This window comes from Algoriphagus algorifonticola (assembly GCF_007655305.1).
GTDB lineage: Bacteria > Bacteroidota > Bacteroidia > Cytophagales > Cyclobacteriaceae > Algoriphagus > Algoriphagus algorifonticola.
On the sequence record NZ_VLOG01000060.1, the window covers coordinates 1 to 13837 of the forward strand.

The following is a 13837-nucleotide window of genomic DNA, read 5'->3' on the forward strand; positions in this document are numbered from 1 at the left end:
GCATGGAGATGGGTTAGTGCTCAATTTTGCTACCGAGCTGAAATCCCTACGGGATAAATATCTTGCTGAAGGCATATCTTAAAAATTATCTTTCAGGTATCTTTTAATTATCTCGCCGAAGGCGTATTTCTTTATTTCTATTGTATTTCATGCAAAATCCCCCATGCCCCCTTTGAAAAAAGAAGTCGTCCCATTGACTTGTCCTGAATTGAGTTTACACAAAGTAAACTACTATGAAACGACCAAAAGAAAAAAAAACAAGACGCATAGGATCTCTGAGTTGGGCTGAGCGGGAAGAAATGATCAAAGAGTATCTTTCAGGGAATTACTCTAAAGTTGAGATTTGGAAGAAGTATACCGGTCAATCTACAGAACATGGAAAAATGCTTAAATGGATGCGAATGTTAGGTTATTGTGATAGAATTGAAAATCCAATAAAAAGACATTTATCTTTAGGTTTTATCAGACAAGAACAACCTGTTTTGGCAACCAAAGACAACCCGCAAGAACCAAGAGACCTTCAAAAACGCATCAAAGAGCTGGAGCGTCAGCTTGAGAATGCCCAGCTGAAAGCCGAAGGCTATGAGCTCATGATCGAAATTGCAGAAAAGGAACTGAAAATTCCGATCAGAAAAAAGTCCGACACCAAGTAATCTCCACCTTAAAGGAAAGGCATCAGCGACAGGCTCTGAGTCGTTTATGTTTATTATTTGGTATGACCAGACAGGCCTATTATCAGCATTATTGGCAGAAGGAAGAAACTAGCTTTGAACAGGAGCTTGTGATCAAGGAGGTGTTACGAATCAGAAAATTCCATAAAAAAATGGGTTGCCGCAAGCTCATGGTGAAGCTGGAAGCCTTCATGTTCGATCATCAGATCAAGATGGGTAGAGATGCGCTGTTTGATCTTTTGGCAGCAAATCAGTTGTTAATTCGCCGCCGAAACAGACGGGTAACTACAACCTATTCAAGTCATTGGCTTCGAAAATATCCAAATCTGATCCGTGAATTTGTTGCTGATGGAATCAATCAGTTATGGGTTAGCGACATTACATATTGGAGGTTTAAGGATAAGTTTCTTTACATCAGTTTTGTAACAGATGTGTTCTCACATAAAATCGTAGGCTACCATCTCAGTGAATCGCTGGAAGCTGAATCGCCAATCCATGCCCTTCAAATGGCTTTGGATCGGTTAAAACAACCAGTAGAAGGCCTGATCCATCATTCAGACAGAGGAATTCAATATTGCTGTAAAGAGTATGTCAAGTTATTACAGGACAATAGTATAGCGATCAGTATGACCGAAAACGGTGATCCGTTAGAAAATGCATTGGCTGAACGAATCAATGGAATTGTTAAAGGAGAATACCTGGATTGTTACGAAGTAAATTCCATTCAAGAAGCAAATGAGTTGCTTTCCCAAGTTGTCAACCTCTACAACCAAGAACGACCTCACATGAGTATAGGAAACAAAACTCCTGAGGAAATCCATCAAACCAATCAAAAAACAGATCGATTGTGGAAAAACTATTATCCCAAAAACCGTACACTTGTAAACCAATAAACGGACTAACAAAAACAGTCAATCAGTATCAGGATTTAAACGATAACCTGTAAACCTTTTTTAGGACGAGTCACATACTAAATTTACGTTTCCAAAGGGGGATTTGTCTCGTATCTGTCTGCGGGAATTTCCTGATTTTTTGTTGTCCAGGTGCTTGATCTGGTATTTAACAGCTAAGGCATCTCCAATATTAGTCTTTGTTTAAAGAATTGAACAGCGAGCTTTTATCACATCAAAAAAGTACTAATCGAGGAGGCATAGGTTGTATGAATTTTGTGAAAATCTGTTTTTTAAACTCCAAATACATTAATGATTAGATGAATTATATCTAGCTAATGGAAACTTGAAATTGTAATATGGTTTCTATATAATATTCATTTTTAATTACGGTTTAAAATTGGAAATCGAAAAACAGATTTTTAACTTTAATATAAATGAACGGTATGAAAATGCATCTGTTCTGTTAAAAAATGGAAATGAAAAGGCTTGATTATAAAAAAATCGATAATGAGGTTTTTAACAGGGATTTATTGAAAATTTCAGATAAAGACATTTCTGAAATCACTCAATTTGCAGCCCAGTTATGTGGAGTAGAATTTGCTTTAACCACATTGGTTTATGATCAAAAATTAATTTTTAAGTCTTCTTATGGGATTACTGAAAAAGAGTGTCCAATTAATGATTCTATCTGCAAATATGCGATCCTTAGCGGAGAATCTGTTTTTATAGTTGAGGATGCCATGAGAGAAACCCGCTTCAGTCAAATTCGGGAAATTTCAAAAAAATCAAATGTCAGGTTTTATGCAGGCCTTCCTTTATATACTGAAAATGGAGTTGCAGTTGGAACCTTGTGTGTATTTGATAATTTTCCCAAAACTCTTTCTGAATTTCAGGTTTCAAGCTTAAAACTTATGGCCAATCAGATTTGTGCCTTATTCGAACTTAAAACAAAAAAATCTGAATTATTAAGTCTTCAAGCAAATCTAAAAGCTTCCAATGAGCGTTTCCAAACAATTTTGAGATCTTCTGGACAGGAGCTCTGGGACTATGATTTGGGTAAAAATGTACTTTATGTTTCTAAAGGGTTTAGAAGAAAAATCTCAGTTCTCAATGGAGATAAAAATGAAGTCTATTTAGAAATACTTGATAGGCTTCCTAGGCTGGAGTTTAACCGAATTTCAGGCCTGTTTCAAGAGGTGTTTAAGGATCCTAAAAAACAAAAAATAAAGTTTTATACCAGGCTTCGTAAAAATGATTCTACGTATTTTCATTTAAAATGCCTGGCGATTATTAAAAGAGATGAAAACCATAAGCCGAAAAGGGTTTTGGGTACGGTTGAATTCTTAGGGAAAGCCTATCTCTTGAATGTGCTGGACTCAATCGAGAAAAGAGCTATTAAATCCAGCATTGTAGGGAAGATTTCTTTGGAACAAATTTTAAAAAATTTTATTCATCAGGTAGAGTCAATTTTCCCTACGCTTGTTTTCTCTATTTTACGAATTAGAGAGAACAGGTTATTTAATTTGGTGTCTCCAAGTTTACCGATTATTTTGATTAATGGATTCGCAGGAATACCTATTGGGCCTGAAGTGGGCAGTTGTGGAACTGCAGCTTATTTCGGAAAGAAAGTGATTTCTCCTTCAATTCTTTCAGATCCCAAATGGAAGAATTTTTATAATTTGATAATGGAGACTAAAATCAGAGCATGTATTTCAATTCCTATTTTAAATAATAAAGGACAGGCTGTTTTCACCCTAGCAATCTATTTGAAGGAAGAGCGTAGCCCCGGAAAACTCGAGGATTATTTAATTGAAAGAAGCGGTAGATTATTATCCTTACTTCTTTTGAAATCTGAATACTTAGAAAGCCTTGAAAAAGCAAATGAGAGATATGAATTTGTGAATAAAGCAACCCAAGACGCGATCTATGATTGGGATTTGTCTTCTGATAAAATTCATTTTGGGCCTGCATTCTTTAAACTATTTGGATTCAAAACTCATAAAGAACAGTTTTCAAGAGCCGATTTCGTCAGTTTGATTTATGAAAAGGATATCTCTAAATATAAAGAAAGCCTTCTTGCATTTTTGAATTCCAAAAAGAATCAATGGAAGATTAAAGTCAGGATGAGAAAAGAAAACGGTAGCTACGCATTTATAGATGAGGTGGCTTACGTGCTTAGGGATGAAAATGGGAATCCTTTTAGATGGATAGGGGTATTGAGAGATTTAACCTACGAAAGAAAGATTGAACTTCAGAAAAAAGTTCAACTTCAGATAAGTGGATTTTTTAGAAACAGAAAAAAAAATCTAAAAGATATTTTGATCGAAACTTCTGAGTATTTGGCTAAACTCGGTCAATTTGACCTTGCAGAAATCTGGCTTACTGACCTGGAGAAAAAGAAAATCAATATGGTCTCTTTTTTTTCTAAATCTGTTGTCTCACAAAAATTCTATTCCTTTCCGGGTCAAATTTCCGAGTTATCAATTGGTGAAGGACTACCAGGAAAAACTTGGAAAGATCAATCATGCGTTTACTTAAGTGGTTTACAGGCTTCTCAGGAATTTATAAGAAAAGAACCGGCTCTGTATGCTGGAATCAAATCAACTTACACAATTCCTTTACTTAACAAAAAAGAGTTTATAGGGCTTATTCTTGTTGCTTCAACTGATCCCGACATAGACTATCAGGGAGATAACATTTATTTAGCAGAAATAGGAGAGTATCTTGGAGCGGAAATTACCCGAAAAATTCAAGAAGAGGAATTGCTTTCATTTTTTAATCAAGCACCTGATTTAATGGCGATTATATCTTCTGATTTATCCTTGGTTAAGGTAAATTCAGCATTTTCAAACTTGACCGGTTATAAAAAACAGGAAATTGAAAACCGCTCCATTTTAGAGTTGATTCATTCGGAAGATCAACCAAATTTCAGAATCGATCAGACACAGGCAAAGCATTCAATCTTTAGGTTTATTTCGAAAGATGCAAAGCAAAAACTAATCTCTTGTTCATTTTCAGAAAAATATGGATCTGGCAGGTATTTTTTTCTTTATGGGAGAGATATAACCGAACTGAAGGAAATAGAAAAGTTATTAGAAAATGCCAGTAAAATCTCCAGATTGGGAGGTTGGAAATTTTCTTCTTCGACGCGAATAATCCATTTGTCCAATCAGTCTAAAGAGATTCTTAGATATCATGGCTCCAATAAGATGAGTTCTTTGAGGCTTAAGGCATTGATCGGAAAAAGAGCATTTGAAACTATTGAAAAAAAAATAGCAGAGGCTTCGGAATTGAGAGCTGATTTTGATTTTGAGGAATTGATTCTTGATGGAGATAAAAGCGAAAAATGGGTCCGAATAATTGGTGCCGTAGAATTAGATGGTAAATCTTTTTCAGCAATAACGGGAAGTATTCAGGACATAAACGAAAAAAAGAATGCTGAAATAAGACTGAAAGACATATCTAATAATGTACCTGGAGTTATCTTTCAATTTGCCTTAAATCAGGATAAATCTTTTGCTGTCATGCACGTGAGTTCGGGAAGTAAAGGGATATGGGGATTCAGCCCCTCAGAAGCAGAGTCACTATCAAGCAAATATGGGAGGGAATTAAAGCAGGTGGGGATGCTGAGAAGCTTCAGTCGGCTATCCTGCAATCTTCCAAGAGCCTGAGACGATTTAGCTCTACCTGGAGATACCTTAACCCAGATGGTCGAATTGTGTATCATGAGGGATTTGGGAATCCTTCCAAAAAGCACGATGGATCGGTAGTTTGGGATTCATTGATAGTAGACGTAACAGAGCGATTTGAACTTGCAGAAATGGCTCAAAATATTGCCAAGATTGCCAGGATCGGAAGCTGGGAGGCTATTTTGAAAGATGGGGTGATTGCTGACTATAGATTCTCAAAAAACTTAATAGAGATCCTGCAGGCTGATAATCAGAGTCCTATTGATTTTTTTAATCTATTTCAATTCACTGACCATAAGGTAAAAAGACACTTTTCAAGGTTTATCAAGAAGGCGCTCTTGAAATCAGGGTCTTTTGAGGAGGATTTTTCTGTTTTTGTAGGAGAAAAGGAATTAAAGTGGATTCACTTTGTGGTAAAATCCGAGTGTCACCACTCGCAGCTGATTAGGTTTTATGGTTATGTGCAAGATGTGACAGCTAAAAAGCTAAGTGAGCTTCAGATCCAGAATGCTTTGAGTGAAAAAAATAAAATATTAGAAAGCATAGGGGATGGTTTTTTTGCAGTTAACTGGATTGGGCAAGTAACCTATTGGAATAAGTCTGCTGAGGAATTAATCCAAATTCCTAGGGAAGATTGTCTTGGAAAAAGTATTTGGCCACTCTTTCCTGTAGATACCAGAAAAAAATTCACGAGATTTTTAAGACAAATCCAAGAAAAGAAATCAAGTCACATTCATAAGCAAGACTTTTTTCAGGACTTTGATAAATGGTTTGAGGTGAATATCTATATATCCGAAGTGGGGTTCTCAGTATTTTTTACCGATATCACCAAAAGAAAACTGGCAGAAGAAGAAATCAAACAGTCTAACGAAAGATTCGTCAAGATTTCAAATGCAACCAATGATATAATATGGGATTATGATTTGGAGAATGATCGATTTTTTATTGGAGAGGGGTTTCAGCGGTTGACAGGGTATAAGATTGGAAATAAAATTACTTCCTTGGAAGAAGTGCGGAAATTTATTTTCGAGGAAGATGTCGATAAAATATTTGATGGACTTTGCCAGGCTTTTCAAAGTCCCAATGAAAGCAATTTTCAACAGGAATTCAGAATTAAAATTAAGAATGATGAATACGCTTATGTCATTAATAGAGGTACAATCATACGAAATCGCAGTGGAGTTGTAATTCGTGCCTTAGGGTCTATGACGGACATAACCTATCAAAAAAACTATGAAAAGTCGCTCCAAACGCTCAATGAGAACTTAAAGAAAAAAGCTTTTGAGCTAGAGAAATCAAATAAAGAGTTGGAACAGTTTGCATACGTTGCATCTCATGATCTCCAGGAGCCGCTAAGAATGGTAAATAGTTTTATGGGGCTACTCAAAAAGAGATACAAGGATTCTCTGGACGAACGTGCTCTGACATACATTGACTTCGCTGTTCAGGGTTCTGAGCAAATGAAGGCAATCATTTTCAATTTATTGGAGTTCTCCAAAGTACAACAAGAAGACGTAACACTGAGCCTATTTGATTTTCAGGAAATTTTGGAACCTTTGAAAATTAACCTCAACAAGGAAATCAAGTTAAAAGGGGCTACAATTTCTCTTTCCAATTCAACAGTCTTATTTTCTAATAAATCCATGCTATTTCAAGTTTTTCAAAACTTGATAAGTAATGCATTGAAATACTCTGATTCTGAAAGGGAACCACAAATAGATATATCAGTCAAGGATGAAGGTGAGCATTACCTATTTCAAGTGAAAGATAATGGCCTGGGCATCAGGGAAGAGTATTTAGATAAAATCTTTGCACTGTTTTCAAGGCTTCACACAAGAGATAAAATTCCTGGCACCGGATTGGGATTAGCTATTGTGAAAAAAATTGTAGAAAAACTTGGAGGAGAAATCTGGGTAAACTCCACAGTTGGGGTCGGCTCTATCTTTTCCTTCAAAATTCCTAAAAATGACTATGAAAATCACATTGGTTGAAGATAATTTGGGGGATGTCTTGTTGACAAAAGAGATTCTGGAAGATATTGGGCTTGATTATCAGCTCATTACTTTTCAGGAAGGAGAGTCAGCTATTCAATATTTTGAAGAAATTTCAAAAGAAAATTTGGGGAATTCATCCCCAGATTTGGTCATTTTGGATATCAACCTTCCTCAAAAAAGTGGTTTGGAAATTCTTCAGTTTATTAGAAAAAAAATACCCAATCCGAAATTTAAGATTGTATTCCTCACTTCATCGACAGCCTCAAAAGATGTAGCTGAGATTCAAAGGTTACAAGCAGATGGCCATTTTGTCAAACCCTTAGATCCTAGGCTTTTCAAGCATTTTCTAAGCCGCTATGAGGAAAATCTGAGATAATCCCTAAGAGACAAAAAAATGCACTTTTTAGATTAGAATAAATCAAGCCACCCTTGACTCTGAATGTAGGTCATAGGCAGCAACTAACAATTGTCTGCCGGGAGATTCTCCATATCGCTCATAGTTATTGATTTCGGTTCTTTTCTCTGCATAGATAGGAAGGTATTTTTCATCCATTTCATCCCAAAAAACCAGCAAATAAGAATATGAAATCATACTCTCTCTTCCTTTTTCCATCCAGGTATTAAAAAGGTGTTCATCCAATGCACAGGGATAGTCGGGACTATCAAACATCATAAGCTACTCTTCTAAAATTTTCCGCAAGATAAGCATTCCAAAAATCGGGGGAACCTTTGCTGCAACAGAATTTATACTACTTATCCAATCACTTTTCTCCTGGGAAAAGTTGCCAGACGGGACTGATTGTTCTTGCCTGACTCAAATCAAGCATTAACTCCTTAACAATTTCCGGGTATTTTTCAGACAGATTGTATTTCTCCTCTGGGTCAGTTTCCAAATCGTATAATTCCAATGCTGCATCTGGATTTTTCTGCAGACCTGTTCTAACTCCCTTCCACTTTCCTTTTCGAATGGCCTGTTTGCCTCCTTGCTCGATAAATTCCCAATATAAATACTCATGGGAATTTTGTTTTGCCTGATTCAGCATAGTTGGAAGCATGGATATTCCGTCTGTTAGCTGATCCAATTGAATCTCCAGCATTTCCGAAAATGTTGGCAAAAAGTCCCAAAATGCAGAAGTATGCTCACTAACTCTTCCGCCTGAAATTTCAGATGGCCATCTCATTATCATAGGCACCCGAATTCCCCCTTCATACAAATCTCTTTTGAAACCCCTGTAAGGACCATTGCTATTGAAAAAATTCGGATCATGCCCTCCTTCCAGATGGGGTCCATTGTCAGTGGTGAATATAATAAGTGTGTTTTCATCCATTCCCCGCTCTTTCAGTAACTGCACGATTTCCCCAACCTGTATATCCATTTCCTCCATCATGGCGGCAAATGTTGCTCTAGGATATAGATTGGACTGATAACCACCCAAATTCATATTAGGGCCATAATCCCCACCTTTTCCCGCAACATGAGCTTTCTCCTCGCCAAATTCCGAATGGAACTTTTTAACTCTTTCCATCGAAGAAGCTGCCAGCTCTGCATGAGGAATGATCAAAGGGATGTACAAAAAGAATGGTTTACCAGGGGCCTGCTTCTTGATGAAACTCAATGCTTCTCGATGGATCAGATCTGGAGCATAGGTGGTTTTCTCAGTCCAGTCATTGCCCTCCAAAAAGAATTTTTCTCTATTTTCCCATAAATATTCAGGATAATAGCGATGAGCCAATCGCTGACAGTTGTATCCGAAAAACTCATCGATCCCTTGGTTTTCGGGAGAGCCACTGCTCTCTGGAAAGCCTAATCCCCATTTGCCGAAAGCAGCAGTAGTGTAGCCTGCTTTTTTGAAAAGTTTGGGAATGGTCATCAAGGAATCCGGAAGTGGATATTGTCCTTCTGGTTGCATTTCTTTATTTCCCCGAATAGGCGTATGACCTGTGTGAAGTCCAGTCATTAATGCAGACCGACTAGGTGCGCAGACTGTTGATCCGGCATAATGCTGGGTAAAAAGGACTCCATCCTTTGCCAATTGATCAATATTGGGAGTTTGGAATTTTCCCTGACCTGTGACTCCCAAGTCACCATATCCCATATCGTCTGCCAAAATAAAAATCACATTGGGTCTCTTGGATTGAGCGTTCGCTGACAGGTGAATCAGAAATAGAAAAAGCCAAAAGGATAATTTCTTGCACATAGTTTTTAGAGTATGTGATGAAACTATAAAAGATTGAATAATAAGCCTAAACCGTCCGCCACATTTAGATAGTATTTGAACGATTTATACCCCCGCTTGCTCAATTTCACCCCAGCTTTCCTTATGCATCAAGCTAATTTGTGCTAATTCTTTTTTTTAAAACCATTAGCTTATCAAAATGATTGTAGCAAAGGATTTTAGATCAAAAAGAATAAATTGCTTTAACTAACCCAAAATAAATGAGACCACTACTGCTGTATCTAGTGGCTTCAATGATGCTGCATCAAGCCTTTGCTTTGCAGATTGAGCCTTCCCAGGAGGAGTTTTCGATAGATGTGTTGAATGTCCGGAGGGGATTACTGAGCAACTTTGTTACCAAGGTTGTATCAGATGAAAACAATTTGAAATTCTTCGCGACCGAGGGAGGGATTTCCAAATTTGACGGATACAATTTTACTGATTTTAGGCCTGGAGAGGAATATCCCGGACTGGAAAACGAAAACATAGAAATTCTTTTTAAAGATGGAGCCAATAAAATTTGGATTGGAACCAAAGAAGGAGGCCTTTCTGTGATGGATACCCGAAAAAATACGATTCGAAATATGAATCATATTTTTTCATCACTGACCACTAAAAAACTCCGGGTGATCTCAATTCAGCAAGATGGAAATGGCTATATCTGGGCGGGTACTTGGAGTAGTGGACTTTTTGTGTTGGATCCCTTAAATGAAAAACTGATCCACCACTTTCCTACCGATCAACCCGTCTACAATGTCATCAGAGATAAATATGATAATCTCTGGTTTATTGCAGGAAAGGAACTCAATAAATTTGACCCATCAGAAAGTCGAAGAATAAGGTTTCAAACCCAAAACATTTATTTTAATTTGACAGAGGATGTCAAGCGGAATAAAATTTGGCTTGTAGGAAATAAGGGAAAAAAAGTTTCCTTGGCTAATTTTGATTACGAACTCCAAAGCCTCAGCGAAGAGCTCCTTCCCATTGAAGCTACCTATGTCAAAAGTTTGGCCATAGATCAAAAAAACCGGCTATGGATTGGAAGTTGGGGAGATGGACTTTATATCAGTGACCAGGATGCCAAGAATTTTAGAAAAATCAATACTAATCCTCAGGGAGCAGGATTTGATAATATCAATTATTCCATCATCGTAAGTATTGATATAGATGAAAATGGGATAGCCTGGCTGGGGACATCTCATGGCGGAGTCCTGATTTTGTATCCGAATAAAGGCTTCGAAATCTCAAGAAATGTGGCTTTGGAGAATATCCCGGATCATAATATCACAGCATTTTTCAAGGACAGTAAGGGGTTTTTATATAAAGGAACTTTGACAGAAGGAGTATTTTCAAACCAAGGAAAATCTAATTTTTCAAGATTAAGTCAGGTCATTCCTAGCCGAATTAATTGTTTTTTCGAAAAGGAGAATGATTTATACATAGGAACTGGACAAGGACTTTACATTTTCAGAAATAGAAATTTTACCCAACCCGAGCGGCATTTCAAAAATCAAAAAATCACAGCCATTTTAGTTGATGGTAAAGATAGGCTTTGGTTGGGTACTCAGCAGTTAGGTTTGAAAATGATTGATTCCACCAAAAATCTGGAGACTGGAAAATGGATTGTTTTTTCTGAAACCAATGCTGAACATCCTTTGTCTAACAATAGAATAAGCCAGATCAAAGAATCTAAAAACGGGGAGATTTGGATAGGAACCTATTCCGGGATCAATAGGTATGATGAAAAAAGCGGGAACTTCCTTCCGCAAGATCAATTGCTGAGCTCCTCCCTTTCTCCCAGTATTATCAATGATTTATACTTACAAGACAATCTACTTTATTTGGGTACACCGAAAGGACTGATCATTTTAAAGAAAGAAGGTCAGTTGCTGGATTTAGTTCATTCCTTTGACAGAAAATCCGGTCTTACCAATGATTTTATCTGTGCCTTGGAAGAGGATAGATCCGGAAATCTCTGGATTTCCACTACGACTTCATTGACCAAATATAATCCAGTTCAAAAATCCTTTATTAACTATGATAGAGAAGATGGGGTGATGATTAATTCATTCCACATTGGATCCTCTTTTCAGGATGCAAACGGACTTTTATATTTCGGTGGATCTAATGGACTGATTTCATTTGACCCGTCTAAAATATCCGAAAGCATAGAGGTTCCACAGGTGGTTTTGACCAAACTGATTGTCAACAATAAAACCCTGAATGTTGGGGATGAGGTGGATGGGAAGGTTATTTTGGAAAACTCCATTGAAAACTCCGAGTCAATAGAATTGGATTACAGCCAGAATCACCTTTCTCTGATGTTTACAGTCAATGACTTTTTGGGGGCAGATAATATTTTTTATTCCTACAAGCTGAAAGGGCTTCAGGATGAGTGGGTAAATCTCGGAGCCAATAATCAAATCAGTTTTACTGGTTTAAGATGGGGGGATTATGAATTATTGCTTAGAGCTAGTAGAAATAATCAGGACTGGAGTCCGGAAAAGAGTTTATTCATTCAAATCGACACTCCTCCCTGGCTGACTTGGTGGGCATTTCTAGGGTATTTTCTACTTACTGTCGGAATATTGTTTTTGATTCGCTATGTCTCAGCAAGGCAGGCTAGATTGGAAGCTGAGCTTCGCATTATCCAAATTGAAAAAGAAAAGGAGCATGAATTAAGCGAAGCTAAGATTACCTTTTTTACCAATATTTCTCATGAATTCCGCACCCCCTTAACATTGATCCTGAGTCCTATTACAGAGCTTCTCAGCAATTTCGAATTGAAAGAAACGGTAAAAGAAAAACTGCTCTTGGTAGAGTCAAATGGAAAGCGAATGCTGGGATTGATCAATCAATTACTGGACTTTAGAAAATCCGAACATGGTCTTTTAAAATTGAATCCAACTAGGTCAGATTTTGTGGGTTTTGCAAAAGAGGTGTATCTCAGCTTTAAAAGCCTTGCCATTAAAAAGCAGATTAACTATCATTTTGAAAGTGATTTAGATCAGTTGAATTTGGATTTCGATAGAAGTCAAATGGAAATAGTCCTTTGTAACCTCCTTTCAAATGCCTTTAAATACACCAAAGATGGTGGAGCGATTAGTTTGGAGTTGACCAAAAATTCTGATTCAATCAAAGTAAGTGTTAGGGATAATGGAATCGGCATGAGTTATCAGGAGTCTAAACTGGTATTTGATAGATTCTATCAAGTTCAAAATGCTGAAACATCTAATCTGGTCGGAAGTGGGATTGGATTGGCATTTTCCAAAAATATTGTGGATCTGCATCATGGTAAAATCGACTTGGATTCTGAGCTGGGAGTCGGAACTTGTATTTTCTTCTCCTTACCACTCAATGTAGATCTTTCTGAAGTTAAGGAAGAGGCTACTGATTCTAAAATTGCTACAGAGAAGGTGTTAGAATTGGACTTCGAGCACAAGGATATTCTCAAAATTGATCAAGAAGGTAAAGAAATCAGTATTCTCATTGCTGATGACAATGAAGATATTCGGGTCTATCTGCGATCTCTACTGTGTGAGGAATACCATATTTGGGAAGCTGAAGATGGAGAGCAGGCTTTGGCAATGATTCAAAAGGAAATGCCAGACTTGGTGATTTCAGATGTGATGATGCCTAAAATGGACGGGATCAAACTCTGTTATGAAATAAAAAATCAAATCAATATTTCCCATATTCCAATTATCCTATTAACAGCCCGTACATCCATTGCTTACGAAATGGATGGTCTGCAGACAGGGGCTGAGGATTACATTACCAAGCCATTTAATCCCGGAATAGTCAAGACTCGGGTTAAGAATATCCTAGAAAACAGGAAAAAGCTTCGGGAATACTTTTTAAATAAAGTTCGCTTTGAACCGGATTCCAAAGAAGTGGTGGAGCATGATTTGGATGCTCAGTTTATTGAAAAAGCCATCTCCATGGTCAATGCCAATTTGCTCAATGAGGAGTTTGGAATAGAAACTATGGTAGATGAACTCTGCATGAGTCAATCCACACTCTTTAGAAAAATAAAATCCCTCACAGGCCTATCTATTACCGCGTTTATTCGCTCTGTCAAATTGAAAAAAGCGGCTCAGTTGATTTTACAAACAGACTACAAGCTCAGTCAGGTCGCCTATGAGGTAGGCTTCAATGATTACAAGCATTTCAAAAAATCCTTTCAGCAGCAGTTTGGATGTCTTCCTTCGGATTACAAATCACTCATTCTCCAAAAAGCCGAATAAAACCTTTTCAAAAGCATCCAATAGGGTGCTTTTTTTAACCCGGATTCTGCATTAGAATCTGTAATGAGAGGTCAAACCGCAATAAAATCAATCCGCCTGAGGCGGAGAATGAAGCATAGCACCGCTA

The 13837-nt window shown here is 37.3% G+C and carries 8 protein-coding genes; 6 read left to right on the forward strand and 2 right to left on the reverse strand.

All coding sequences use genetic code 11. The features are described 5' to 3' along the window. The first annotated feature begins 233 nt into the window (after positions 1-233). From FL972_RS16630 to FL972_RS16650, 5 genes are all read left to right on the forward strand, one after another. Positions 234-653 (forward strand): hypothetical protein, encoded by a 420-nt coding sequence (locus FL972_RS16630; RefSeq protein WP_144607063.1) that lies wholly within the window; start codon positions 234-236, stop codon positions 651-653. 35 nt (positions 654-688) lie between these two features. Further along, positions 689-1564 carry an IS3 family transposase gene (locus FL972_RS16635; protein WP_250161379.1) on the forward strand — a complete coding sequence of 292 codons (876 nt, stop codon included), beginning with the start codon at positions 689-691 and terminating at the stop codon, positions 1562-1564. Positions 1565-2040: 476 nt separating this feature from the next. Then, complete coding sequence (locus tag FL972_RS16640) at positions 2041-5235, forward strand: PAS domain-containing protein (protein ID WP_186300138.1); 3195 nt, start codon at positions 2041-2043, stop codon at positions 5233-5235. Beyond that, positions 5118-7244: a PAS domain-containing sensor histidine kinase gene (locus tag FL972_RS16645; protein WP_144607069.1), complete on the forward strand. Its 2127-nt coding sequence runs from the start codon at positions 5118-5120 to the stop codon at positions 7242-7244. Before FL972_RS16640 ends, FL972_RS16645 begins: the two co-directional genes overlap by 118 nt. Next, the gene (locus FL972_RS16650; RefSeq protein WP_186300139.1) at positions 7225-7623 is read left to right on the forward strand and encodes a response regulator; all 399 of its coding nucleotides are present in this window, start codon (positions 7225-7227) and stop codon (positions 7621-7623) included. Before FL972_RS16645 ends, FL972_RS16650 begins: the two co-directional genes overlap by 20 nt. A 42-nt stretch (positions 7624-7665) precedes the next feature. Here the strand turns inward: FL972_RS16650 and FL972_RS16655 are convergent, their stop codons facing one another. Continuing rightward, a complete protein-coding gene (locus FL972_RS16655) occupies positions 7666-7920 on the reverse strand; it encodes a hypothetical protein (RefSeq protein ID WP_317129958.1) in 255 nt (84 codons plus the stop codon). 88 nt (positions 7921-8008) lie between these two features. Further along, the gene (locus tag FL972_RS16660; RefSeq protein WP_144607074.1) at positions 8009-9445 is read right to left on the reverse strand and encodes an arylsulfatase; all 1437 of its coding nucleotides are present in this window, start codon (positions 9443-9445) and stop codon (positions 8009-8011) included. Positions 9446-9684: 239 nt separating this feature from the next. Here FL972_RS16660 and FL972_RS16665 point away from each other — a divergent pair, with 239 nt between their 5' ends. After that, entirely contained in the window at positions 9685-13710 is a 4026-nt protein-coding gene (locus tag FL972_RS16665) for a hybrid sensor histidine kinase/response regulator transcription factor (RefSeq protein ID WP_144607076.1), read from the forward strand. Positions 13711-13837 lie beyond the last annotated feature (127 nt).

Coding starts and splice junctions, on each gene's coding strand:
- FL972_RS16650 (WP_186300139.1), top strand. CDS start 7,225: ATGAAAATCACATTGGTTGAAGATAATTTGGGGGATGTCTTGTTGACA.
- FL972_RS16655 (WP_317129958.1), bottom strand. CDS start 7,920: ATGATGTTTGATAGTCCCGACTATCCCTGTGCATTGGATGAACACCTT.
- FL972_RS16645 (WP_144607069.1), top strand. CDS start 5,118: ATGGGGATTCAGCCCCTCAGAAGCAGAGTCACTATCAAGCAAATATGG.
- FL972_RS16630 (WP_144607063.1), top strand. CDS start 234: ATGAAACGACCAAAAGAAAAAAAAACAAGACGCATAGGATCTCTGAGT.
- FL972_RS16665 (WP_144607076.1), top strand. CDS start 9,685: ATGAGACCACTACTGCTGTATCTAGTGGCTTCAATGATGCTGCATCAA.
- FL972_RS16660 (WP_144607074.1), bottom strand. CDS start 9,445: ATGTGCAAGAAATTATCCTTTTGGCTTTTTCTATTTCTGATTCACCTG.
- FL972_RS16640 (WP_186300138.1), top strand. CDS start 2,041: ATGAAAAGGCTTGATTATAAAAAAATCGATAATGAGGTTTTTAACAGG.